Origin of the sequence: Salmonella sp. SAL00653 (assembly GCF_046552515.1) — a bacterium.
GTDB lineage: Bacteria > Pseudomonadota > Gammaproteobacteria > Enterobacterales > Enterobacteriaceae > Salmonella > Salmonella enterica.
The window spans coordinates 215,339-241,112 of sequence record NZ_JBGDTY010000002.1; the positions used below are offsets into that span (position 1 = coordinate 215,339).

At 49.0% G+C, this 25,774-nt stretch carries 21 protein-coding genes and 3 pseudogenes; 9 read left to right on the top strand and 15 right to left on the bottom strand.

The window, feature by feature from the left end; genetic code table 11:
* Positions 1-184: 184 nt before the first annotated feature.
* The 3 genes and pseudogenes from mdsA (at position 185) to mdsC (ending at position 6,049) form a co-directional block, all read left to right on the top strand.
* A complete protein-coding gene (mdsA, locus tag ACLJRU_RS03760) occupies positions 185-1,411 on the top strand; it encodes a multidrug efflux RND transporter periplasmic adaptor subunit MdsA (protein WP_001254861.1) in 1,227 nt (408 codons plus the stop codon).
* Positions 1,408-4,575, top strand: a pseudogene (gene mdsB / locus ACLJRU_RS03765) (multidrug efflux RND transporter permease subunit MdsB). The gene mdsA and the pseudogene mdsB overlap by 4 nt, the downstream one beginning before the upstream one ends.
* Positions 4,576-4,591: 16 nt before the next feature.
* On the top strand, positions 4,592-6,049 hold the full coding sequence (mdsC, locus tag ACLJRU_RS03770; RefSeq protein WP_001539251.1) for a multidrug efflux transporter outer membrane subunit MdsC: 1,458 nt from the start codon (positions 4,592-4,594) through the stop codon (positions 6,047-6,049).
* Positions 6,050-6,118: 69 nt separating this feature from the next.
* On the opposite strand, the gene ACLJRU_RS03775 is transcribed toward mdsC, so the two are convergent.
* The 9 genes and pseudogenes from ACLJRU_RS03775 to ACLJRU_RS03815 form a co-directional block, all read right to left on the bottom strand.
* Positions 6,119-6,478 carry a DUF4156 domain-containing protein gene (locus ACLJRU_RS03775; protein ID WP_000722978.1) on the bottom strand — a complete coding sequence of 120 codons (360 nt, stop codon included), beginning with the start codon at positions 6,476-6,478 and terminating at the stop codon, positions 6,119-6,121.
* Positions 6,479-6,535: 57 nt separating this feature from the next.
* The gene (locus ACLJRU_RS03780) at positions 6,536-6,760 is read right to left on the bottom strand and encodes a membrane protein (RefSeq protein WP_000737127.1); all 225 of its coding nucleotides are present in this window, start codon (positions 6,758-6,760) and stop codon (positions 6,536-6,538) included.
* A 10-nt stretch (positions 6,761-6,770) separates the two neighbouring features.
* Positions 6,771-7,412 carry a helix-turn-helix transcriptional regulator gene (locus tag ACLJRU_RS03785; RefSeq protein WP_001539248.1) on the bottom strand — a complete coding sequence of 214 codons (642 nt, stop codon included), beginning with the start codon at positions 7,410-7,412 and terminating at the stop codon, positions 6,771-6,773.
* Positions 7,413-7,555: 143 nt separating this feature from the next.
* The gene (locus tag ACLJRU_RS03790; RefSeq protein WP_000830237.1) at positions 7,556-8,080 is read right to left on the bottom strand and encodes an Ail/Lom family outer membrane beta-barrel protein; all 525 of its coding nucleotides are present in this window, start codon (positions 8,078-8,080) and stop codon (positions 7,556-7,558) included.
* 400 nt (positions 8,081-8,480) lie between these two features.
* Positions 8,481-8,969: a hypothetical protein gene (locus tag ACLJRU_RS03795; RefSeq protein ID WP_000545421.1), complete on the bottom strand. Its 489-nt coding sequence runs from the start codon at positions 8,967-8,969 to the stop codon at positions 8,481-8,483.
* The gene (locus ACLJRU_RS03800) at positions 8,942-9,685 is read right to left on the bottom strand and encodes a transcriptional regulator (protein WP_011264205.1); all 744 of its coding nucleotides are present in this window, start codon (positions 9,683-9,685) and stop codon (positions 8,942-8,944) included. Before ACLJRU_RS03800 ends, ACLJRU_RS03795 begins: the two co-directional genes overlap by 28 nt.
* Positions 9,686-9,784: 99 nt before the next feature.
* On the bottom strand, positions 9,785-11,359 hold the full coding sequence (locus tag ACLJRU_RS03805; RefSeq protein ID WP_001539243.1) for an EAL domain-containing protein: 1,575 nt from the start codon (positions 11,357-11,359) through the stop codon (positions 9,785-9,787).
* Positions 11,360-11,858: 499 nt separating this feature from the next.
* Positions 11,859-12,159 (bottom strand): annotated as a pseudogene (locus tag ACLJRU_RS03810) (hypothetical protein).
* A complete protein-coding gene (locus ACLJRU_RS03815) occupies positions 12,132-12,866 on the bottom strand; it encodes a transcriptional regulator (RefSeq protein ID WP_023137646.1) in 735 nt (244 codons plus the stop codon). Before ACLJRU_RS03815 ends, ACLJRU_RS03810 begins: the two are co-directional and overlap by 28 nt.
* 663 nt (positions 12,867-13,529) lie before the next feature.
* Between ACLJRU_RS03815 and ACLJRU_RS03820 the strand changes: the two genes are divergently transcribed.
* The 5 genes and pseudogenes from ACLJRU_RS03820 (at position 13,530) to stbE (ending at position 19,489) form a co-directional block, all read left to right on the top strand.
* Positions 13,530-14,066 (top strand): fimbrial protein, encoded by a 537-nt coding sequence (locus ACLJRU_RS03820; protein WP_000062035.1) that lies wholly within the window; start codon positions 13,530-13,532, stop codon positions 14,064-14,066.
* A gap of 61 nt (positions 14,067-14,127) precedes the next feature.
* Positions 14,128-14,889: a fimbrial biogenesis chaperone StbB gene (gene stbB, locus ACLJRU_RS03825; protein ID WP_000781486.1), complete on the top strand. Its 762-nt coding sequence runs from the start codon at positions 14,128-14,130 to the stop codon at positions 14,887-14,889.
* The gene (locus ACLJRU_RS03830; RefSeq protein WP_023235284.1) at positions 14,873-17,434 is read left to right on the top strand and encodes a fimbrial outer membrane usher protein; all 2,562 of its coding nucleotides are present in this window, start codon (positions 14,873-14,875) and stop codon (positions 17,432-17,434) included. Before stbB ends, ACLJRU_RS03830 begins: the two co-directional genes overlap by 17 nt.
* Before the next feature lie 4 nt (positions 17,435-17,438).
* Positions 17,439-18,764 carry a fimbrial usher protein StbD gene (gene stbD / locus ACLJRU_RS03835; RefSeq protein ID WP_000899096.1) on the top strand — a complete coding sequence of 442 codons (1,326 nt, stop codon included), beginning with the start codon at positions 17,439-17,441 and terminating at the stop codon, positions 18,762-18,764.
* Positions 18,730-19,489 (top strand): annotated as a pseudogene (stbE, locus tag ACLJRU_RS03840) (fimbrial biogenesis chaperone StbE). Before stbD ends, stbE begins: the two are co-directional and overlap by 35 nt.
* A gap of 46 nt (positions 19,490-19,535) precedes the next feature.
* On the opposite strand, the gene ACLJRU_RS03845 reads toward stbE, so the two are convergent.
* On the bottom strand, positions 19,536-19,934 hold the full coding sequence (locus ACLJRU_RS03845) for a hypothetical protein (protein ID WP_000766847.1): 399 nt from the start codon (positions 19,932-19,934) through the stop codon (positions 19,536-19,538).
* A 690-nt stretch (positions 19,935-20,624) separates the two neighbouring features.
* Between ACLJRU_RS03845 and ACLJRU_RS03850 the strand changes: the two genes are divergently transcribed.
* Entirely contained in the window at positions 20,625-20,897 is a 273-nt protein-coding gene (locus ACLJRU_RS03850; protein WP_001675688.1) for a hypothetical protein, read from the top strand.
* Here the strand turns inward: ACLJRU_RS03850 and ACLJRU_RS03855 are convergent.
* From ACLJRU_RS03855 to leuC, 5 genes are read right to left on the bottom strand one after another with little or no spacing between them, the layout of a single operon-like run.
* Positions 20,842-21,807, bottom strand: a complete 966-nt coding sequence (locus ACLJRU_RS03855) for a LysR family transcriptional regulator (RefSeq protein ID WP_000859020.1) — start codon at positions 21,805-21,807, stop codon at positions 20,842-20,844. The two genes, ACLJRU_RS03850 and ACLJRU_RS03855, sit on opposite strands and share 56 nt — an antisense overlap.
* 33 nt (positions 21,808-21,840) lie before the next feature.
* Positions 21,841-22,755, bottom strand: coding sequence for an alpha/beta fold hydrolase (locus ACLJRU_RS03860; protein ID WP_000105592.1), 915 nt, complete (start codon positions 22,753-22,755; stop codon positions 21,841-21,843).
* Positions 22,755-23,633 carry a fumarylacetoacetate hydrolase family protein gene (locus ACLJRU_RS03865; RefSeq protein ID WP_000780208.1) on the bottom strand — a complete coding sequence of 293 codons (879 nt, stop codon included), beginning with the start codon at positions 23,631-23,633 and terminating at the stop codon, positions 22,755-22,757. The genes ACLJRU_RS03860 and ACLJRU_RS03865 overlap by 1 nt, the downstream gene beginning before the upstream one ends.
* Before the next feature lie 14 nt (positions 23,634-23,647).
* Positions 23,648-24,274 (bottom strand): 3-isopropylmalate dehydratase small subunit, encoded by a 627-nt coding sequence (gene leuD / locus ACLJRU_RS03870; protein WP_000379345.1) that lies wholly within the window; start codon positions 24,272-24,274, stop codon positions 23,648-23,650.
* 1 nt (position 24,275) lies between these two features.
* On the bottom strand, positions 24,276-25,697 hold the full coding sequence (gene leuC, locus ACLJRU_RS03875; RefSeq protein WP_001539231.1) for a 3-isopropylmalate dehydratase large subunit: 1,422 nt from the start codon (positions 25,695-25,697) through the stop codon (positions 24,276-24,278).
* Positions 25,698-25,774 lie beyond the last annotated feature (77 nt).

Here is a 25,774-nt window from a genome sequence, read left to right on the forward strand (position 1 = left end):
AGAATGTGAGATGGCTCATAAAAGAGGATGATGCGAGACATTTACGCCACGATGCCGACCCACGCCCCGAAAAAACCCGTCAGGAGCGCTTGACCTTTCCTTCGTTGTAACGCCTAGCCTTTGCCAAAAATTCTGCGGCAGCGTTGCGGAATGGCCGACACGCTGCGGTAAAGAGGGAAACGACATGCGTAGAACATTCAAAATTATGTTGATAGCCGGCGTCATCGCCGCCAGCGGGGGCGTGATTTACATGGCCGGCGAAGCACTATGGGATAAAGACAACGCCGTCGGACCACCGGCCAGCGCGCCGCCTCCACCGTCGGTACCGGTTGCTAAAGCCCTTAGCCGTACACTCGCGCCTACGGCGGAATTCACCGGTTTTCTGGCCGCGCCGGAGACCGTGGAGCTGCGTTCGCGCGTGGGAGGAACCCTTGACGCCGTCAGCGTTCCGGAAGGACGTCTGGTAAGCCGCGGACAACTGCTGTTCCAGATCGATCCGCGCCCGTTCGAGGTCGCCCTCGACACCGCCGTCGCGCAATTACGTCAGGCTGAAGTACTGGCCCGCCAGGCGCAGGCGGATTTCGATCGCATTCAACGACTGGTCGCCAGCGGCGCCGTATCACGTAAAAACGCTGACGATGTCACCGCCACGCGTAATGCGCGACAGGCGCAGATGCAATCGGCCAAAGCCGCCGTCGCCGCAGCGCGCCTTGAACTCTCCTGGACCCGTATTACCGCGCCCATTGCCGGACGCGTTGACCGCATACTGGTGACCCGGGGCAATCTGGTCAGCGGCGGCGTAGCGGGTAACGCCACGCTTCTGACGACTATCGTGTCTCACAATCCCATGTATGTGTATTTCGATATTGACGAAGCCACCTGGCTGAAGGCGTTACGGCATACCCGCTCCGACAAAAATCCACCGGTAGTCAACATGGGGTTAACCACCGATAACGGGCTGCCTTATCAGGGCGTACTCGACTTTATGGGCAATCAGATGAACCGCAGCACCGGCACTATCCGGGCGCGCGCCGTGATTCCTGACCCCAACGGAATGCTTTCTCCCGGCCTGTTTGCCCGAATCAGTTTGCCCATCGGCGAGCCGCGGGAAACCGTGCTGATTGACGATCTGGCGGTGAGCGCCGATCAGGGCAAAAACTATGTGCTGATCGTCGGCAAGGAGAATCAGGTGGAGTATCGTCCGGTTGAGTTGGGACAAATGGTCGATGGACTCCGCGTCGTTACACAGGGAGTACAGCCGGGAGAAAAAATCATCCTCAAGGGGCTGGTGCGTCCTGGCATGACCGTTGCGCCGCGTCTGGTGCCGATGCGGCAGAATGTGACCGACAAACAGACCGCGACATTGACTAAAGCGGACGGCGACAGTGCGCCGAAGGCGGTGCGCCAATGAAATTCACCCACTTTTTCATTGCACGCCCCATCTTCGCCATCGTCCTGTCGCTGTTAATGCTGCTGGCTGGCGCTATCGCCTTTTTAAAACTGCCGCTGAGTGAATATCCGGCCGTTACGCCGCCCACGGTACAGGTTAGCGCCAGCTATCCCGGCGCTAACCCGCAAGTGATTGCCGATACGGTAGCCGCGCCGCTGGAACAGGTGATCAACGGCGTTGACGGCATGTTGTATATGAATACCCAGATGGCCATTGATGGTCGCATGGTTATCTCTATCGCCTTCGAACAGGGAACCGATCCTGATATGGCGCAAATTCAGGTGCAAAACCGGGTATCCCGCGCGCTGCCTCGCCTGCCCGAAGAAGTCCAGCGAATTGGCGTTGTAACGGAGAAAACGTCACCCGATATGTTGATGGTGGTCCATCTTGTCTCGCCGCAAAAACGCTATGACTCGCTTTACCTGTCTAACTTCGCCATCCGGCAGGTTCGCGACGAGCTGGCCCGTTTACCCGGCGTCGGCGATGTTCTCGTCTGGGGCGCGGGCGAGTACGCCATGCGCGTCTGGCTGGACCCGGCGAAAATCGCCAACCGCGGTCTTACCGCCAGTGATATCGTTACGGCGTTGCGGGAACAAAACGTACAGGTCGCCGCCGGTTCCGTCGGGCAACAGCCGGAGGCCTCCGCCGCTTTTCAGATGACGGTAAACACGCTGGGCCGCCTGACCAGCGAAGAATAGTTCGGCGAGATTGTGGTAAAAATCGGCGCTGACGGCGAGGTGACGCGTCTGCGTGATGTCGCCCGCGTCACGCTGGGCGCAGATGCCTATACGCTGCGCAGTTTACTGAATGGCGAAGCGGCGCCAGCGTTACAGATTATTCAAAGTCCGGGCGCCAATGCGATTGACGTTTCTAACGCGATTCGCGGCAAAATGGATGAGTTGCAGCAAAACTTCCCGCAGGATATCGAATACCGGATTGCCTATGATCCTACGGTCTTCGTGCGCGCATCGCTACAATCGGTGGCGATTACGTTGCTGGAAGCCCTCGTGCTGGTCGTCCTTGTCGTGGTGCTGTTCCTGCAAACCTGGCGGGCGTCCATTATTCCTCTGGTGGCGGTTCCCGTTTCGCTGGTCGGCACCTTTGCCTTGATGCACCTGTTTGGCTTTTCGCTGAATACGCTTTCGCTGTTTGGTTTGGTCCTGTCGATAGGTATCGTTGTCGATGACGCCATCGTTGTGGTCGAAAACGTGGAACGGCATATCTCGCAGGGCAAAAGCCCCGGAGAGGCGGCAAAGAAGGCGATGGATGAAGTCACTGGTCCCATTCTTTCTATTACCTCGGTGCTGACGGCGGTCTTTATCCCTTCCGCATTCCTAGAGGGCCTGCAGGGTGAGTTTTATCGTCAGTTCGCGTTGACCATCGCTATTTCGACCATCCTTTCGGCCATTAACTCGCTGACGCTCTCCCCTGCGCTGGCTGCCATTTTGCTAAGACCGCACCACGATACTGCGAAGGCTGACTGGCTAACGCGGTTGATGGGCACGGTCACTGGCGGTTTTTTCCATCGCTTTAACCGTTTCTTCGACAGCGCGTCGAACCGCTATGTTAGCGCCGTCCGTCGGGCCGTGCGCGGCAGCGTCATTGTGATGGTGCTCTATGCTGGCTTTGTGGGGCTAACCTGGCTTGGCTTCCATCAGGTGCCGAACGGGTTTGTGCCTGCGCAGGATAAATACTATCTCGTCGGCATCGCCCAGCTCCCAAGCGGCGCATCGTTGGATCGCACAGAGGCGGTCGTGAAACAGATGTCCGCTATCGCGCTGGCGGAACCCGGCGTTGAAAGCGTCGTCGTCTTCCCCGGTCTGTCGGTTAACGGCCCGGTAAATGTGCCAAATTCGGCGCTGATGTTCGCCATGCTGAAACCCTTTGACGAGCGTGAAGATCCTTCGCTTTCCGCTAACGCTATCGCCGGAAAGCTAATGCACAAATTTAGCCACATTCCCGACGGATTTATTGGCATCTTCCCGCCACCGCCGGTTCCAGGGCTTGGCGCGACGGGCGGCTTTAAATTGCAGATTGAAGATCGTGCGGAACTGGGATTTGAAGCGATGACAAAGGTGCAAAGCGAGATTATGTCTAAGGCGATGCAGACGCCCGAACTGGCCAATATGCTGGCCAGTTTCCAGACAAACGCCCCGCAGTTACAGGTGGATATCGACCGGGTAAAGGCGAAATCAATGGGGGTATCGCTCACCGACATCTTTGAAACGTTGCAAATTAACCTCGGCTCGCTTTACGTCAACGATTTCAACCGATTTGGCCGTACCTGGCGGGTGATGGCGCAGGCCGATGCGCCATTCCGTATGCAGCAAGAGGATATCGGCCTGCTTAAAGTCCGCAATGCGAAGGGCGAGATGATCCCGCTTAGCGCTTTCGTCACGATTATGCGCCAGTCGGGGCCGGACAGAATCATCCATTACAACGGCTTCCCCTCGGTAGATATTAGCGGTGGACCGGCTCCGGGCTTCTCCTCCGGACAGGCGACGGATGCGATTGAAAAGATCGTGCGTGAAACGTTACCGGAAGGGATGGTCTTCGAATGGACCGATCTGGTTTATCAGGAAAAACAGGCCGGCAACTCCGCGCTTGCTATCTTTGCGCTGGCGGTGCTGTTGGCCTTCCTGATCCTGGCGGCGCAGTACAACAGTTGGTCGCTGCCCTTTGCCGTCCTGCTTATTGCGCCTATGTCATTACTCTCAGCCATTGTCGGCGTGTGGGTATCTGGCGGAGATAACAATATCTTTACGCAGATTGGTTTCGTGGTGCTGGTCGGCCTGGCGGCCAAGAACGCCATTTTGATTGTCGAGTTTGCCCGCGCCAAAGAACACGACGGCGCAGACCCGCTGACCGCCGTACTGGAAGCGTCCCGCCTGCGTCTGCGTCCTATCCTGATGACCTCATTCGCCTTTATCGCAGGCGTAGTACCGCTGGTACTCGCGACGGGTGCCGGCGCGGAAATGCGACATGCGATGGGCATCGCCGTGTTTGCCGGCATGTTGGGCGTCACGCTCTTCGGCCTGTTATTGACGCCTGTATTTTACGTGGTGGTTCGCAGGATGGCATTAAAGCGTGAGAACCGCGTTGATTCACATGATCAGCAAGCATAATGATGGGAATGGCATAATGAAGATCACTTTTACAGGCTATCGGCAGACCGCCACGCTGGCGACGCTTGCTTTCGTCACCACGCTTGCTGGCTGTACGATGGCGCCGAAGCACGAACGCCCCGCATCGCCGACTGCGATGGTCTATCCCTACGCAACGTCAACCGTTTCTGGCACGCCGGATGCCGCTGACATTGGCTGGCGTGATTTCTTCCACGATCCGCTTCTACAGGAACTGATCGCGATCGCGTTACGCAATAATCGGGATTTACGCAAGGCAGGGCTCAATGTTGAAGCCGCCCGGGCGTTATACCGTATTCAGCGCGCGGAGATGCTGCCGACGCTCGGCATCGCCACCGCCATGGACGCCGGTCGCACTCCCGCCGATCTCAGCGTCACGGACGAGCCTGAGATTAACCGACGCTACGAGATGGCTGGGGCGACGACGGCCTGGGAACTGGATCTCTGGGGGCGAGTGCGAAGCCTTAGCGACCAGGCATTAGCCGCCTATATGGCGCTTGATGAGACGTACATTGCGGCGCGAATGAGCCTGGTTTCCGAAGTCGCCAGCGCCTGGCTGACGCTACGGGCTGACCGGGAGCTGCTGCGCTTAACCGAGGATACGCTGGCCGCGCAAAAAAGTTCATACACATTGACAACCCAGCTTGCCCGGACAGGCAACGCCACACAGCTCGATCTGCGTATGGCGGAGATCGCGCTGCGTTCTGCCGAAATCAATCGCGCGGCGTATACGCGACAGTTGGCGCGGGATCGTAACGCGCTGGAATTGCTGTTGGGCCAGCCGCTCACGCCTGAACTGTCGCGTCGACTAAACGAAGCGGTCACGCTTACGGAAGGCGCGATCCCGACCACACTGCCAGGCGGATTACCGTCAGATCTGCTGGTACGCCGCCCGGATATTCGCGCCGCCGAGTACAGGCTGCGTGGCGCAAACGCCCGAATAGGCGCAGCGCGCGCCGCCTTCTTCCCGACCATCAGCCTGACAGGCACGGCGGGAACGGCCAGCGCGTCTCTTAGCGGACTCTTTGAACCGGGATCGGGAAGCTGGCGTTTTCTACCGCAAATCACCTTGCCTCTCTTTCACGGCGGCGCATTACGCGCTGACCTGGATAGGGCGCATGTCCAAAAACAGATTGAAATCGCCAGGTATGAAAACGTTATTCAGCAAGCCTTTCGCGACGTGGCGGATGGTCTGGCGGGACAGCGTACGCTGAATGACCAGGTGCAATCAGAACAACGCGCGGTTGAAGCCAGTCAAATCGCCTATGAGCTGGCCGGACTCCGTTTTCAGGAAGGCGTCGATGACTACCTTACGCTGCTTGATACCCATCGTATGCTTTATGGCGCGCAGCAGCGCCTGGTGCGCACACGGCTCATGCAACAGCTGAATATCATTAATCTGTATAAAGCATTAGGCGGCGGTTGGCGGGAATACAGCGAGAAAAAGCAAGGTTAGCCCAAATAGCGCCCGCGTCGCCAGTGCGGCGCGCGCGCTAAACAGGCATATATTGCCTGCAAAATAAGGTTAACGAGGGCAACGATAAACGTTCCCGCTTAACGTGACATTCGTTTGTTTGCTTGAGCCCGAACCGTGCCATGAACTTCCTGTCTGGCCTGCACGCTGGGTTAACAGGACTACCGTATTTCCGCCCATTTTATAAGCTTTGTTTTTCAGATCGTTACGGGCACCCGTTTCCAGGTTACTGTTGGAAGTCCAGCCACCGGTAAAGAAATTCCCCTGGCTGCCCGTGATATCCCCTAAGTAGCTGCATTCCTTACCTGGCTCGCTGGTCATCACCCGTACCTGTTCAGCGCCATAATTCAACGAATTAGCACTACATGCGGTTAAAGCCAAGCCGACGAAACATACTAAGATCTTTTTCATACTAATACCTGGTCTATTAATCATTAAATAATAACGCGTTCTTGCTTCTGAACGCCGTCAAGGAACTATATTTAAGATGTAACGAATGTCTTTCATTTGCTGAAGAAAAGTCTCTGTCATGATGCTATCATGTATGCTTGAGGCTATTTCTTGTTCAGTTTTTTCAATATGCTCTCTGAGCCTTATTTTTGTTTTTTCGTCAAGCGCCGAGATAAGTATCTTAATGGCAAGCAGCATAGTAGGATTGATGCTTTCACACTCTCTCATCGTTAACTTTTTCATCTTTTTTGCTTCAAGCCTGATCGGCGTTTTTGTCTACACGGCAAATTTTAGATGCGAAGATATGGCGACTTCTTTGGTAAATAAATAGCAAATGGAAAAAGCGTTTGAAGCCATATTTACGGCAGATACGCAATCTATGAATGTACAAAGTCTTACGACTCATGCCATAGCTACTGGCGATCTGACTCATCGACTTTTTATATAAAAAGTGCCATAACAACTCCTCCTCCTTTTTTGTCAACGGCGCAAGTTCACCGACCGCTACATCATTTGCACAAGCGTATTTAATGAAATGCTCAATAAAAACAGGCTTTGCCAAATCGGGATCGATATCAGGATCTCTATCGCAGCCATGTGGATAAAGTTTTCCAATATCTCTGCGCGTGAGCCAGATTCGACGAGCATGTGGATAATGCTGCATGAGCGCCTTAAAACCTTTCCAGCCCCCCTGAATCAAAACTCGTCCATCAATAATAATTATGATATCTTCGCTAGCTGATATCTGACACGAATTATATTCTCCATTGAGTGGGAACATAAAGCACTTCCCATCCTCAAAGAGTGAAGCGATGCCTAAATAAGTATAATAATCATCCGTTAAAACTATACCTATCGTTTTTAACGGAAGTTGTTCCGATAGTGAATTTATCATAATTTCATCAATAGAATAACGCTACGGTGAGTGTTTTATCTTCCTCTTAAGATTACCTGAGCGCTCATAACCATCCCTATTCTGTAGCAGCACCGTATTATTTTTAATTCCTTGCCATAAACGTAACGCTTATACTTGTAATATCAGAAGCGATAACCTACGCTGACACCAAATGTATTGGTATCCACAGCGAAGAAACGACTGGCTTCCCATGATGCATCGATAGATATACTCTTAACTGGATTAAATATTACGCCAGCGCCGTAGGCAAAGGAGTCTTCTTTTGAGTGTTTATTAAATTTCATCGTCGCTATACCCGCATTGCCGTACAGGCTTACATAGTCATTAAAACGATATGTTGGTCCAAACATCAAAGAACCATAGTCTACAGAATCGGAACCATTTTTATGCAATTTTCCCTCTTTCCAGGTGTAGTTCTCCATTTCATTGCGCGTCGCGGTGAATGAGCCTAACATCCCCCAAGTCTCATTGAACTCGTAACGATATTTAAAATTAAAGCCTCGCAGATCTTTGCTATCGCTATTTTTCAATGAACTGAGATGAGTTTGTGCATAACCAAACGATACGGTGTGCTGATCGTTAGCCAAAGCTAAAGGTGACGCTAATAATAAACCTAAAAAAACAAGGAACGAAGACCGTCTTTTCATTAAAACCACTCCATTTTTGATATATAATTAAGGCGGTACCGGAACTTATGGCACACAAATAGCATTTAGATTAAGAGCACCTAATGCGCTTATTACCAGTCATGCCAACTGCGGAGGTAATATAACCTGATATATTCGATAATGGATATGAAATCAGTCTTACAGAGTTCTTACTTTTTTATTAATAGCGAATTCATAGTTGCTTCAGACCCGATCCTGGCATCGCATCCGTCAGGCGGACTGCGAGAGGTTATCAGCGAGTATCAGTTACCTCCCTGAAGAGTAAAAATCCATAACTCATTGTTTTTAACGTGCTTTAACTGGTGATCGAGTTAACCTTTACCCTTGCGGAGGGCAATTTCGCAACTCGCTTTCTGACGCATTCAGACAACATTCAGATCTACTGCGCGGTACAAACGTTATAAAGCTGCCGATTAAGAGAATAGAAAAAGGTTTTCTCACCCACTTTAGATATTCGAATCTCATTAGCCGCTTCCGGATGCAAAACCCGTAAATGTGATAACAGCTCGCCAGCCGTATCCGTGGCAAAGACTTTTACCTGGGATACTTCGAACGTATAAACACCAGGCGCTGTTCGATGTAAATTTTTCATATACACGTCCCGGTATAATATTTTTACACCGTTATCTTTTGTTTTTATTTCATATTGAAGCGTAATTCTCTTCATCTTAAAATCAAGAACAAGACTGCCATCGGCATGGATATCTTTAGGCTGTATCGTCGTTACCGTTCTTGTCGTACATAAAAATTCATTAGTATTAATAGAACTATGGTTACTGTTTCGTACCCAAACTACCATCAGTACGACTGAAACAGCCAGCATACCAAGCGTCGCCACGCTTAATAACGTTCTTTTATGGAAATGCATTTCGGCTCCGCTATATCAAGTTGGTTAAGACACTGGACAAAAATATTTGTGTTAGGCACACGAATGTAATAAATGATTTTTCCGTTTTGTTTATGTATTTCATTACTCATCTCAGAGTACGCTTCAACGATATCCGTCAGATGGGTTTTATCATGCCCTACACTATAAAAAGTGTATCCATCATACGAACCATTGAGGGTAAAATAATCAATATTTTCACCCTTAACTTTATAAATCATAAAAAACATCAGAAGCGCGGCCAGGCAAAAGTAGAGCCAATCTTTTCTATTCACAGCGCCCGGTATTGGGGGAATGATAGTATCATCGTGCCGCACTTCAACCGTCGATAATTCTGTTTCAGCAACAGCAGGCAACGGCATATCTTGCGCCTCATCACTCAACGGTTCAATGGAAACTGAGAGTAAAACACCCACGCGAGGGCGAGTCACAACAGACGCCCCCTTAAGACCAATTTTATCAAATGATCCTCGTAGCTGGTTAATCAGTTTATAATAACTGGCATCAGAGACCACGACACCTTTGCGCCCCCAGACATAGTTAATTAAATCATCTTTTTTAAAAAGGCCTTCATAAAAAGCGATAAGCAAACTGCGTTCCGATTCAGATATCGTTATCGACTCTCCGGCGCAGGAAAGCGTCATTCGTTCACAATCAAGAATAACCCTTTTGTCAATCAGATAATTGTTCTGACTCATAAAAATATCCGCCCCAGTGCTATCACGTTTCTTCACGGCATAAACATATTACCAGGATATATCGTGCTATTGAATTTTTTTCCGTAGCGAGTTCCTGCATTATTCAGCCACCAGATCGCTCGCGGATCCGCTTTCCCCCTTGAGCAAACCATTTTGCCGCTGGGCTGACTTGCCAAGCCAACTCATAAAGTCATTAGTCCCCATCGGCCTGGCATAAAGAAATCCCTGAACGAATCCTACCCCGTGGCTTAAGATGTAACGCAATTGGTGCTGGGTACTGACCCCTTCGGCAACCACATTGAGTCCCAGTCGCTGACTCAGCGTAATGATAGTATCCAGGACAGGAACATCATCGCTGCTGGTATCAATGGTATCGATAAACGTTCTGTCTATTTTAAGAGAGTCTACAGGTAATTGCTGGAGATAGGAGAGGGAGCAATAGCCGGTCCCAAAATCATCAATCGCTATTAACACGCCTTTTTCACGGAGCGTTGAAAGTTTTTCTGCGACCTGTGAAGGTTCTACAATCAGGCTACGTTCGGTGAGCTCCAACATAAGCGTTATCGTTCCCAAACGAGTCCTGAGCGCCTCTATATCTTGTATAAAACCGTCATCCATAAGATGCGCAGGCGATATATTTACGCTGATATAGAAATCATCCGGTACAGTCCAGTTTATCACGTCATGAACAATCAGTTCGAACAGATGACGAGAGAGTGGAATAATCATGCCTTCATTTTCTGCGGCGGTAATAAAAATATCGGGAGTTATAAAACGGCCATCCGGTTGCGGCCAGCGCATTAGCGCCTCCACGCCGCCGCAACTACCGTGTTTAACATTAAAAACAGGTTGATAATGTACCGTAAATTCATTGTGCGTTATTCCCCTGGCAATCTCCCGGGCCAGAGATAAGCGTTTTAAATACCAGCGCCTGTAGAACAACATCATCCCTACAGAAAGACATAATGACAGCGGAATAAAAATAAAAAGGTTTTGTAACCAGTATGCCGATAACGTTGAGAAAGGGGTGCGCACCATCAGCTGGATAGTGTGATCGGTTGAGGTGAACCGCTGCGTTAAAAACGCCTTACCGCGCAACGTCGCAGCGCTGGTAATCGCCTCTCCTGCGCCGAATGTCAGGCTAAAGGCTGATGCTCTCTCTGCAGCCAATATCTCCATGAGCTCCTGGACATACTGCGAATCCACAATGACGAAAGCCGCTTTATCCGCTGCTACTTTTTTCACATACACCACAACAAGGCGATCGGGTCCTTCGGCCATACTACCGATAGATCGCAACCACCGTTCCGGATAAGAAGCAGGTAAAGAAAGCCCTGCCAGCCGGGAAAAATGATAGCGTTCGGTTCCTGTGACAAAGGAGCAAGTGATATCGCCATTTTCCAGAAACCCAATGTCACGGACATAAGGAGTGAAGGCCCGCGTTCTGGACAGTTCTTTCAGCGTGTCAGAGCAAGAACTCTCAGCCAGTCTGGCGGCTTTTCCGGCGACTTGCCAGGAGGCGGCGGATATATCCGCGCTAAACCGCAGCAGCGTATTGGCGCTGACGGCGATATCTCGTTTTAGCTGGAAGATACCCGCGAGTAACCCCACCAATATCATTACGATCAGTGGAACGGCAATAAACAACATCAGAAATAGCTTTCTTACTTTCAAATCATTGCCCTCTTACCGGCCTTCCTTTTGCCACTGTACGCTTTTATAGGTTAACTAAAGTAACATTAATATAGAAAAGCAATATTGAGAGATAGATTATACGTTCTTAATGATAGCAAGATGGCACTCCCTGTGCCGAAAATAGACAAGAAAATATCAATACCCAACAGGTACAGGATACTATCGTTAGAATAAGCGATAGCAGATATCTAAATTCAATATGTTAGCCAGATGCCAGGTTCGCTGCCTGATGAGGCATAAATCACGGAACGAATTCCCATCAATACAGGGATTATTGGCTATAACTCAACGTTACTACTGGTGGTACACACATTATACAAATGTCGATTAAGCGAAAACATGTAGGTATTTTTCCCAATTTTGACCATCTTTAACTCATTAATCGTACCAGGCTGTAACAGTCTCAACCAGGAAAACAAATCGCCAGCAGTATCAGACTCAAAAGTCTTAACTGAATTGACTTTAAAAGTAAATGTTTTCATACCCGTTCTGCGCAGTTTGCTGATGCAGATATCACGAAAAAAAAGCCGTTTCTCTTTCGTATCGGTAGTAACATCGTAGTGTAGGGTAATCCTGCCGGATTTAAGATCCAGCACAAGTCCACCATCCATGTACAATTTTCGTGGCGCAATATACGCTTCTGATTTTGTCGTGCATATAAGATTATTGGTTCTATAAGAGTCACGATTTACCCACTCAAGCGCTATTATCGATCCGATTGCGACAATGGCGATAAATATTACAAATATAATCAGTAACGTTCTTTTACTGTAATACATTTTGGCACCGCCATTTCAACAGGATTTAAGCATTGCAGAAAAATATTCATATTAGGCTCCCTGATATAATAAAGATGGCGTCCATTTTGCCGGTAAATTTTAATTTTTAGAGAGTTAAAAGCAAAAACTACTTCACTTAATGTGACCTTATCCTCTTTTGTTTTATAGATTGCATAATCGTTATATTCGCCAAGATATGTAAAAAAACTATCAGGGCTGTTACGAACAGGCGCTTTATATATAGTAAATACACCATAGAGCAATGCCAGAAGAATGGCTCCTGTTAATACCACAAATACGCTGTGACGTTTAATTTTGTAAAATATGTTCTCCCGAGTCGTGGTGCCTTTAACGTTTTCATCACTCACCTTTAGGGAGGTGATTTTTTTTATAGGTTCAATGGTAACAGACAGCGATACCCCCACCCGAGGGCGAGTTACGATGTCAGATGACTGTAGACCAATGCTACTAAAATCATTTCTCATTTGATTAATGAGTTTATAGTAACTTGATTCTGAGACGCAGCCTCCACGATTTTCCCAAACAAAATGAATAATATCTTCTTTTTTGTAAAGACCATGCCAAAAAGCAAGAAGCAGATGGGTCTCAGCTTCTGATACTCTGATTATCTCATTACCATGCGATAAGGTCATCTTCGTACTATCAAATACAACACGCTTATCAAGTAAAAATATGCTTTCATTCATAACAATCCTAAAGGTAACTGCATCCATCATTCAGACGACATATTATCATGCTCAAAAAAGAATTCAGCCCCCTAATTAACCTGAGTTTAACTTATAAGTCTCACTTATAGTAAACAATAATTGACACAAGTATTACCTGAACATTACAAATCAAACAGTTATAGGTAAATCTGAACACTTTTCTTTACCTTAACGCAAACTCAGGAAACTTCTGAAAGGCCAAAAGTAAGAAAAAAGTAAGACTAATTATACTGTTTCAGAAGCACATTTCAGAAAATTTACCTTAATCTCACCATCGTATTATCCATCGGGAGGTTTAACTGATGCGGATTTTACATAGCAAAAATGTGCAGGTTTGTATTGCAACATAGTCTATCTATTCAGACGCGGAGAGAATTGTTATCGGATTACACTCAATTAAATGATAACACTATCAGTTGTACTAATGAGATGTATGGACGAAAGCGCTTATCGCTCTATTTCATGATAAGAGAAATAAGTCTGTTTGTTTTATATCGCATTATCAATAGTCAGGAGGGTATAGCTCATATCCAAAAATAGAGTTAATGATCGTTATTTTTACCACTCCTCCATAAGCACGAAACATTCGGGCGAATTGCACTCGTCCTGAAAAAGTAAAGATTAATACAGGAACATTATTATATGTCTATGAAAAAATATTTAGCAATGATCACAGGCTCGCTTCTTGTCTCCAGCAGCGCGATGGCTGTTTCTGATAACACCATCACCTTTCAAGGGGAAGTCTCTGATGAAACATGCTCTGTCGTGATTAATGGTAATCAGGCTAAACCCGTCGTGTTATTACCAACAGTAAGTACTAAAGATTTATCAGAACAAGGGAAAACCGCGGGGCCAATAACGTTTGATATTGGGCTGTCCGGGTGTACCGGCTCTCAGGACAAAACAACAAAAATTTCCACTGTCTTTGTCGGTAATCAGGTCACCAGTAACGGTAACCTGGGTAATACTGGCAGCGCGAAAAATGTTGAAGTCCAATTACTCGACACTTCAGGGGAGCCAATCAATCTGACCGGCGGCTTTACTGGCGACGGCGACCTACAGCTGGAACCAAATGCTTCTGAAGCGAGCGCGACTTATACCGCGCGGTATTACTCTACCGGGAAAGCAGAGGCTGGGACAGTCGCTGCCACCCTTCAATACGCCGTTTCGTATAAATAATTGTCGCTACGGTCTGGCGTTGAAACGCCAGACCATTTTCAATCGCCAGGGAGTTGTTGAGATGAAAATGGATACCCGACATTCCGCATTATATTACTTAATAGTTTTTCTATTCCTGGCCCTACCCGCCACAGCATCGTGGGCGAGCGTTACTATTTTGGGTAGCCGAATAATTTACCCATCAACAGCCTCCTCCGTAGATGTGCAGTTAAAAAATAATGATGCAATACCTTATATCGTACAAACCTGGTTTGACGATGGCGATATGAATACCAGCCCGGAAAATAGCAGCGCGATGCCGTTCATTGCCACGCCGCCGGTATTTCGTATTCAACCCAAAGCAGGCCAGGTGGTACGCGTAATTTATAACAACACGAAAAAATTGCCGCAGGATCGTGAGTCAGTATTCTGGTTTAACGTATTACAGGTACCACCAACGAATATTGGCAGCGACAGCGGGCAAAATAAAATGTTGGTGATGCTGCGCTCAAGAATAAAACTTTTCTATCGTCCTGACGGGCTAGGTAAACCTGATAGTCTGGCGAAAAAATTACAGATTAAAACGGTAAATAAGGGCTCCGGAAAAAGCGGTATTGTTATTGTTAATCCGCAGCCCTGGTTTGCCTCTTTAAGTAATTTGAATGTAAAAGTGAACGGCGCTTCATATAACCTGGATGCAGACATGATTGCCCCTTTCTCCAGTCAAACCTGGTGGCTGCCGGGCAAACGGTCACTCAAATCCTTCTCCGGTACAGTCACCGTTACTTTGGTTAACGACCTGGGCGCAAGGATAAGCGAGAGCTACGATGTCCCCCACCATTAATTTGAACCGCAAAAGCCTTGCGCTATTGATCGCCATAGTTTGCTCAGGCTCCGCGCAGGGTGAAGAGTATTATTTTGATCCTGCGCTACTTCAGGGGGCCACTTACGGACAAAATATTGCCCGTTTTAATGAACAGCAAACGCCTTCCGGAGACTATCTTGCCGACGTTTACGTTAATGGCACGCTGGTAACCTCGAGCACTAATATTCGATTTAATGCTGTAAAAGAGGGTCAACAGACTGAACCCTGCCTGCCCTTATCGGTGATGAAAGCAGCACAGATAAAATCACTCCCCGCGACCGACGCTGCGACCGAGTGTCGCCCGCTCAGGGAGTGGGTGCCTCATGCCGGTTGGCAATTTGATAGCGCCACGCTTCGCCTGTTGCTAACGATTCCAATGACCGAACTTACGCACAAACCGCGCGGTTATATCTCCCCTTCAGAGTGGGATAGCGGCGCGCTGGCGCTGTTTTTACGCCATAACACAAACTGGACCCACACCGAAAATACCGACAGCCATTATCGCTACCAATACTTATGGAGCGGTTTAAACATGGGCGTTAACCTCGGACTTTGGCAGGTCCGTCATCAAAGTAATCTGCGCTATGCCAATAGCAACCAGAGCGGAAGCGCCTGGCGCTATAATAGCGTTCGAACCTGGGTGCAAAGACCTGTCGCGTCTATTAACAGTATCCTGTCGCTGGGCGATAGCTATACGGACTCCAGCTTATTCGGCAGTCTGTCTTTTAACGGGGCTAAACTTGTCACCGACGAGCGGATGCGCCCGCAGGGCAAACGCGGTTATGCGCCGGAAGTTCGGGGCGTAGCGGCCAGTAGCGCGCACGTGGTAGTAAAACAACTGGGGAAAGTGATTTATGAAACCAACGTTCCGCCGGGCCCATTTTATATTGACGATCTGTACAACACCCGTTATCAAGGCGATCTGGAGGTAGAGGTTATCGAGGCCAGCGGTAAAACCTCACGTTTCACCGTGCCTTATTCTTCCGTGCCGGATTCGGTACGTCCCGGTAACTGGCACTATTCGCTGGCCTTCGGCAGGGTTCGTCAGTACTACGATATTGAAAATCGTTTCTTTGAGGGAACGTTCCAGCACGGCGTTAATAACACCATTACCCTCAACCTCGGTTCACGAATTGCGCAGCGTTACCAGGCATGGCTGGCGGGCGGCGTCTGGGCCACAGGTATGGGCGCGTTCGGCCTTAACGCCACCTGGTCGAATGCACGCGCAGAGCATAACGAGCGCCAGCAAGGCTGGCGCGCGGAACTCAGTTACAGCAAAACGTTTACCACCGGCACTAACCTGGTGCTGGCGGCTTATCGTTATTCAACCAACGGCTTTCGCGATCTTCAGGACGTGCTCGGCGTACGCCGGGAAGCAAAAACGGGGATTGATTACTACTCCGACACGCTGCATCAGCGCAATCGCCTGTCCGCGACGGTAAGCCAGCCGTTAGGACGGCTTGGCACGCTTAACCTCAGCGCCAGCACCGCAGACTACTACAATAACCAATCGCGTATAACACAGCTACAAATGGGGTATAGCAACCAGTGGCGGAATATAAGCTACGGGGTGAATATCGCACGACAGCGCACCACCTGGGATTACGATCGCTTTTATCACGGCGTTAACGAACCACTGGACGTGAGTAGCCGACAAAAATATACCGAAACCACAATGTCGTTTAATGTCTCTATACCGCTGGATTGGGGCGAAAACAGAACGTCTGTCGCCATGAATTATAACCAGTCCAGTCAAAGCCGTTCCTCAACCGTATCTATGACCGGCAGTAGCGGTGAAAACAGCGACCTGTCATGGTCGGTTTATGGCGGCTACGAGCGTTATCGCAATAGTAATAGCGATAGCAGCGCGCCAACGACGTTTGGCGGTAATCTACAACAGAACACCCGGTTTGGCGCACTTCGCGCCAACTATGACCAGGGTGATAACTATCGTCAGGAAGGGCTGGGCGCGTCCGGCACCCTGGTACTTCACCCTGGCGGTCTGACGGCTGGCCCCTATACCAGCGATACCTTTGCGCTTATTCATGCCGATGGCGCGCAGGGCGCGATCGTACAAAATGGCCAGGGCGCTGTGGTTGATCGCTTTGGTTACGCCATTCTGCCTTCGTTATCTCCTTACCGCGTCAATAACGTTACGCTCGATACCCGTAAGATGCGCAGCGATGCCGAACTGACGGGAGGAAGTCAGCAGATTGTGCCCTATGCCGGCGCCATCGCGCGTGTCAATTTCGCCACTATCAGCGGCAAAGCGGTGCTGATCTCCGTGAAGATGCCGGATGGCGGCATACCGCCAATGGGCGCTGATGTTTTCAACGGTGAAGACACAAACATCGGCATGGTCGGCCAGAGTGGGCAGATTTATGCCCGTATCGCCCATCCGTCGGGTTCTCTACTGGTGCGCTGGGGAACAGGGGCAAACCAGCGTTGCCGGGTTGCCTACCAACTCGATCTTCACACCAAAGAACCGTTTCTCTATCTGAACAAAATCTGCGAGAAGGAATAGCACAATGCTTTTTAGTTTCCGAACGCTATTGTTTATCACCAGCCTGTTCGTCAGCGCCGGAACATGGTCGTCATGTATCAAAGTCACCGATAAGAGCGCGCTCTCTGACGCGGCGATAAAAGCGGGCTACACGGCGCAAAACTGGATCGGCGCAACTGACACGAATACCGGTAATATCGGTTTGCCAACGGTGATTAGCGTCAGTAATAGTGAAACTTTTCAACCCTCCGGCACACTATTGGCCAGTGGGATCGGTAACTTCCTGACGGCCGCCACCGGCACGCCCTATTCCAGTAAACAGGTACTTTACCGCTGCGATTCCGCCGATGCCGGGAAGCTCTATGAGATGTATTCGACAAATGGCGATAGCGCTTTTGCGGGGGCATTTTTTACTCCCGAAGTAGAAGGCGCTTATTATGATGTGGAGCGTAATGTTGCTGTCCGTATGACAAACCTCAGTACCGGCGAATATTACAGCCGTTTCTGGAAAGAACGCCAACTTACCGCAGACAGTTGGTTTCAGGATGACAAATATATTTATATTCCTGCCAGCGCGTTTAGCAACGTGTTATATGAGATGTTTAAAATTGACTCAAGAAAATATTTTGCCTACCAGAATCCAATGGACCGAGATACCTGGACGCAGCCTCGGGGTTATATCGCGTTTAAAGGCCCAGGCTTGATTACCGAGCGGATCAAAGCGGGACTGGATCATGCCAGCGATTATTATGGCTGGCCCAGCTATTGGCCCGGGGCATGGAGTACATATAATAGCGTCACCTATGTTCGCGGCGCGTTATGTAAAATCAAAGATTATCCTGCGATCGTGAAAATTCCCCCTGTCGCCGTTGGCATATTAGCCGCCGGAGGCAATAGCCAGGCGCCTTTCCACGTCAGCCTAGAATGTGAGTCCGGCGCAGTGTCCAGTGCCCTCCCGTCCACCAGCGCCGCTAATGTCGCAATGGGGTTTGTCGTTAATCAACCCACCGCCGTGGCGGCGGCGCGTCGCCTGGGGCTAACCACATCCGCAGGCGGTCTGTCGTGGCTACTGGACACCCATTATGGCGAACCTGGCGTAGCTTCCGGAGTGGGTATCCGCATCTATAACGATGCCGGTACGCCAATTAACCTGTTACCCGATCGGATCAAGACAGGCACTGGCAACGCCCGAGGCTGGTATGGCTATAAAGATTTAACCACACGGGTATCATCCGGTTCAGTAGAAACCTACAGCGGTGATTTTACTGCCTCGCTTGAGGCGATCGGCGGACAAACAGTAACGGCAGGAAGCGTGAATGCGCAATTACAGGCAGTGGTTAGTTTTCAGTAAAGTCATATTAACGCTACTTGGGTTGACGGGATGGTATGGCCCGGCACAAGCCGCCGTTAATATTGACAGAACCCGAATTATTTTTGCTTCAGATGAGGTCGCTCAATCGTTGACATTATCCAACGATAATACAACGCCGATGCTGTTACAGGTATGGACCGACGCCGGAAACATTGACGCCTCTCCGGATAATAGCAAAACGCCGCTGGTGGCGCTGCCGCCGGTATTTAAAATGCAGCCAGGAGAACTGAGAACGCTTCGCCTGCTCCTGAGTTCCCACCAGCAGCTGGCAACGGACCGGGAGAGTCCCTTCTGGCTAAACATTTATCAGATACCGCCAGTCACCCAGGACATTAAAAACCACCCGCGAAAACTGGTATTACCGCTTCGTTTGCGGCTAAAAATTTTAATTCGCCCGACCGGATTAAAAGCGCCAACGGAAGCGGAGGAGAAAAAATTACGCTTTATTGCTAAAGAGAATACTATACGGATAGTTAACCCCCACCTCGTGGTATATGAGTTTAACGTTAACGATGGATAACAAGAAAAGTATCGGCGATATCATGGTTGCGCCGAAAACAGCACTTGATGTGCTGCTAACACGCTCGCCAACGCCGGGAGCATCGATAAATTATGCAGTAATCAATGACTCCGGGAACTGGCGACAATATACCGCCATACTGGAAAAATATATTAGTGAGAATGATTTTACTCCTGAGTTTTGATGGGAAATATTCAGGGATACGATCGTATCCCTGAGGCAAGCCAGACTCAGCATGTACCATTGTCAAAAATAGCATTAAGCTGATATTTTACTTTTTGCACGGTATCTTTGTTCTGTTGAGTTCCCTTCTCCTCAACAGACATATCCCATACGTTTTTATTATCTGATTCAATTAATGTGTAGGACGTATTATTATTACGCATCATATAACCACGAAAATTATTTTCGATGCCCGTTGTCACAGGCTTAGCAACCCCTGAAATAACAGACTCCGTCTCTTTATTGAAAAGCTGATATTGAATATTTGCGCAGTTTAAATCACAGGGGGAACATTTAAGATTTAAAACAAGCAGTATCGTGTTATTTTCAAAAACAAGGGCATAATGATTGCTGGCAGATGAACATAACGGGAATAGCGCGAGAAGGAGGATTATTATCAATTTCATATACTTATATAGACTCCATCAAAGAAAACTTTCATTTCACGCCCCTGAGAATAGCGAAAGGCATACCATGCAGAACGAATGCTTTCCGAGCTGACGTCCTCATAGACATTTATATCATGCTCAGCAAGTATGCGAGAAAGAAAATGAGAAGATTGTTATGACAGAAAAGGTTGTAACGATAACAGGAACAATACCTATTTCATATTCATTTAATTAATAATATTAATTTTCTATTTCATCTTTAGTAATACCCCCAATGGATTTTCCGCCTATAATGCTGCACAGGTAGCTACTTCTCTTTTGCTGTGAGAAAACATTACATTGGTATAACTAATGAGAATGAGCAGAGGCATTAAGTCACGTAATATTGCGTTTCCTCTGTTAAGGCTTTTGTGTGAAAAGAGCATTACTTTTAGTCAGTTAGGTAGCATTACATAAGCATAACTAAATTTGAGAAAACCTCGAAAAATCAGCATATTGAATTGATGGATGGTATTGTTTTTTAAAGAATTTTAATTACCAACCTGCGATAATACGCTTAAGATGAACACATATCTATTGAGCTAAAGTAGTCGCTCAATCAATCTGATTGTTATGGAGTGAGTGTGTGATACTTACAATGCCATCCAGCCGATACCAATAGAATTCTCAACCTCCGATAATCGTTACCCAAAAATCAGGAGATAAAATATGACGTTAAAACCAGGTGAGAAATCCGGTAATAATGGAGGTATCTATGTGGAGGTTGGGCCTCGTGGTGGGATAAAAGATAACTTCGCCACGATAGCGGAAACAAAACCGCGCCACCAACGCAACGCCCTAAAAGCTACTGGGTGCTGGCAAAAAGAACACCTAACAGTAAACGTAAGTCAGAGCATCTGGCGCCACGACAGTTGGCGCCGACTGATCACAGTACGCCCGGTGCTTTACCGCCTGGCAAGCATTGTGCAAGATGCTCCGTGAGGAAATCGATGCAGATTTTGATACGATCAGAACTTGATGAACGCCGGGTATATACAGCCCAGATATTCGCTTCCTGATACCACTGAGGCAACACGCGAACCAGCTCACCTCGTTCAATATACTGCGCAACATCCCATTCCGACCGCAATGTAATGCCATGGCCTTTCAGGGCCCAAATAAGCACCACACTGCCGCTGTTGGAAGAATGAAAACCGTTTAGTCGGCAATGTGTCTGCTGCTTACCGTCCGTTAATATCCAATTGCCAAATGCCGAGTTTTTTTCCTGAATCATTAGGCAATCGTGCTGCACAAGCGCACTAACAGACTCTGGCTTGCCGTGGCGTTCGAGGTATTCAGGGGAAGCACACAGGATCCGTCGATTAGTGGCTAACTGCCGTGCGATATACAATTCGTTGATATCATCCCCAACGCGAATTTCAATATCGATCCCCTCTTCCACCAGATCCACTTCACGATCCGTTAGCGTGAGTTTTACCGTAATATCAGGATAGGCGATCATAAATGACGACAGCGCCTCTGCGACATATTTATGCCCAAAACCAAATGAGCAGTTGATGGTGATATTACCAGCCAACACACCACGTTGATTATCCAAACGACTGACAAAGCCATCCATTTCACTGACGACCTGCATAGCCCCACACAGCGCATTTTCGCCTTCCGGTGTGAGACGCATCACTCTGTTATTTCGAAAAAAAAGCCGGGCGTTGAGACATTTTTCAAGGATAGCGATACGTTTGCTGATATAGGAGGGAGATAACCCCAGCTCCAGCGCTGCCCGGGCAAATCCACCGTTGCGAGCAACGGTGACAAAAACGAAAAGATCTTCAACAGAAGGCCAGCCCTCAAGGGGCTGGCGATGTTTTTTTCCTACAGGTGTCGTTTTCATAGCATCAGTGCGAAGTTGCCAAGGATGACCGAGTTATAACACTGAATGTAAAAAGGACTGAAGTTTCTGGATAAAGTACTCAGGACACTCTTCCTGCGGGGAGTGTCCGCAAGGCAATGCTTCCCCCTGAACGTTTAGCGCCTTTTCTTTCCAGGTACCAACCACATCATATAGTTGCCCTACCGTTCCCAGCCCTCCCCACAGCAACTGTAACGGACACCGGATACGCGCCGACGTATCTGCGGCATCATCGTCCAAATCAATCGTCGCAGCAGCCCGGTAGTCCTCACAGATCGCGTGGATCATCTCAGGGTTCTGGTAACAGCGCAGGTATTCATTGAATGCTTCCTGCGAGGTCGCGCCCTCTATTTTTAGCTGGCCAGAAATATGCTTACGCAGAAAAAATGCCGGATCGTGCGCAATCATCGTTTCGGGTAACGGGAAAGGTTGAATCAGGAAAAACCACCAAAAGTAACGCGTAGCAAAGGATTTATCGGTCAAGGCGTACATCGTCGCGGTTGGAGCAATGTCGATAAAAGTACAACAGGTCACACGATCCGGATAATCCAGCGCGAGCCTGTGTCCTACGCGTCCGCCACGATCATGCCCTACAAAGGCAAAACGGGAAAAGCCGAGCGCATCCATTAACATGACGATATCCTGCGCCATGGTGCGCTTTGAATAGGTACGGTGCGCCGGATCGCTCGTTGGTTTATCGCTGTCGCCATAGCCACGCAAATCCGGCAAAATGACTGTATGATTTTGCGCCAATGTCGGTGCGACTTTCCGCCATGTTGTATGATTCTGCGGATGCCCATGTAGCAGTACCAAAGGTGAACCGCTGCCTCCGATAGCCACTCTTACCGTCAGACCATTTTCCAGACGAACATCCTTGAGCGCAAACCCCGGAATAAACGGAGAGGCGCCGCATTCAATCAGTGTACTCATCACTTTCTCCCGTCATGCCAGCTAACAGATGATGTTAAATAACGGCTATCCCGGACGACATTGCGCAGGGTTCCAATATGTTCAATCTCAACTTCAATAACATCACCATCGTGTAAAAACAGCGGTGGAACGCGTTTTTTGCCCACTCCACCAGGCGACCCTGTGAGGATCGTGTCGCCAGGGGAAAGCAGAGTAAAGGTGCTTATATAAGCAATGAGTGAAGCGATAGGATGGATCATATTTGCCGTAGATTCGTTCTGCACCTCCCGCCCGTTTAGTCGTGTCAGTAAACGTAGCATCTGGGGATCGGGAATGTCGTCTGTGGTCACCAGACACGGACCGAATGATCCTGTCGAAGGCCAGTTTTTTCCAGCCGTAAACCAGCTATGCTGCCAGTCCCTCACTGAACCATCCATATAGCAGCTGTATCCGGCGACATAATCTAAAGCATCCTCAGCGCTGACCCGGGAGCATGGCCGCCCAATCACTACGGCCAATTCACCTTCGTAGTCGAACTCATTGGTATTTTCAGGCTTCAGCAGCAGGCCATTATGCCCGGTCTGAGAATCTGCAAAGCGGACAAAAAGGGTTGGGGCCGGGTTGGTTTCATTAAACTCAATACGCTTATCGGCGTAATTCATTCCGACACAGATGATCTTCTGCGGATCGTCAATCACCGGCAGAAAAGTGACTTCCTGGTAGTAATAATCCGCCGGCTCATCACACCATAACGCCGCATCCGTCAGCGCATTAGCGCACAGGAGAGATTTCAAAGTGGGATATTTGTCGCCAAGCCGCTGCGAGAGATCAATTATTCCGGTTTCCTGCATAATGCCGTAGCGTTTGCCACCGTTCACAAGATATTGAACCAGTTTCATTGCAGTCTTCTTCCTTAACCGAGCGGGGATGCAGGGCGTTTTAACCACGGCCGCCGTGAATAATGCGCAACCTCAAAATTTTCAATCTCCGGCAAGTATTGCAATGTCCAGGCTATCGCATCTTCGCCTACGGCCAGCATCGCCCGTTTGAGTTCACTGATCACAAAGGAGATCGTTTCCTCTGCCGTCGTAATTTCGCAGCGATCGAGTGAAACAGTGATAGAATTGGTATCAGCACTCGCGGCAAGCTGCGCCAGGCGCGCCAAAGCAGGTTCATCTAATGAGACCGTGAGGATCCCGTTGCGTTGGCAGTTATCATCGAAAATGCCTGCAAATGTGCTACCTATCAGCCCCCGTACTCCCAGTTGTTTTAATCCCCATACGGCGTGTTCACGACTCGATCCACAGCCAAAATTGGGGCCAACCAGCAGGAATGTCGCGCTCTGCCAGCCCGGCATGTTCAGAATAAAATCAGGATTTGGTTGGCCGCCAGCCATAAAGCGACGATCGAAAAACACCCCTTTATCCAGCCCCTGGCGATCGATCCCTTTCAGGAACTGTTTTGGCATAATCACATCAGTGTCGATATTCGGTTCCAGCATCGGCGCAATTCGCCCGCTGATTTGCTTAAACGTATCCATCTTATTCCCCTGCCTGAAGTAATGACCGAACATCGACCAGATGCCCCGCTACCGCCGCCGCCGCAACCATCGCCGGGCTCATCAAATGCGTTCTTGCTCCAGCGCCCTGTCGTCCAAGGAAGTTACGATTCGTACCTGATGCACAGCGATCGCCGGGCGACAATACATCTTCATTCATCGCAAGGCACATTGAGCAACCCGACTGCCGCCATTCAAAACCGGCAGCAATAAAGATTTTCGCCAGTCCTTCTTCTTCCGCCTGGCGTCTTACCATTGTTGAACCAGGCACAATGATCCCGCGAACATGGCTGGCGATTTTGCGCCCTTCAAGCACCTTCGCAACGGCACGCAAATCCTCAATGCGACCATTTGTGCATGAACCAATAAAAGCGTGAGAGATACGAATATCTTTCAGCAACATGCCAGCCGTTAATCCCATGTAATGAAGGGCCTTCTCAAGCGCCAGGCGCTTAAGCGGATTGGTTTCCTGTTCCGGGAAAGGAACACGTCCGGTGATGGAACCTGTTTGATCCGGACTGATTCCCCAGGTGACTTTAGGCTCAAGATCATGGCAGTTGATCGCCACCGTCTTATCAAATACCGCATCAGCATCGCTGCTCAACTGTGACCATTCCAGCAATGCCTGCTGCCAGAGTTCACCTACAGGCATTTGCGGTTTACCGTAGATATAGTCAAAAACCTTTTTATCCGGCGCAATAATAGCACCACGCGCCCCCGCTTCTACCGCCATGTTGCAGAGCGTCATTCGTCCTTCAACGCTCAACGCGCTGATGGCCTCACCCACAAATTCAATGGCATATCCCGTCGCGCCATCAGCGCCAATACGTTCAAGCAATTCAAGAACAATATCTTTTGCGGAACAGGCGAAAGGTAGCTCTCCCTGAACACTTACGCGCATGGTTTTGAGCTTGCGGTAAACCAGCGTCTGCGTGGCCAGCAGATGTTCAATTTCCGACGTCCCGATACCAAAGCCCAGCGCGCCAAATGCACCGTAGGTTGTCGTGTGACTATCCCCGGCGGCGATCACCATGCCAGGCATCACTAGCCCTTGTTCATGAGCAACCACGTGTTCAATCCCCTGACGCGGATCCAGCACATCAAATAATGTGATGCCAAAGTCAGCGGCATTTTCCCGAAAGTAATCAACCTGTAGCTGTCCTCCCGGATCGGTCATTAAGACATCCCGTTGCGACCGCGTGGGATTAACATGGTCAATATTCAATAAAAACGTGTCGGGGTGCCGAACGGCGCGACCGCGTTCTCTTAACCCGCTAAATGCCTGCGGGCTGGTATATTCATTCAGTATTGAACGATCAATATAAAGTAAAACATGTCCTTCGTTATCAAGTTCACGAATGGTATGTGACTCAACTAATTTTTCATACAGCGTTTTAGCAGACATATATATTCCTGGAGCAACGAATATCCGGGTAGCCAAATATTCACAATTTAAGCTTTTAGCTATAGTGACACATTAAT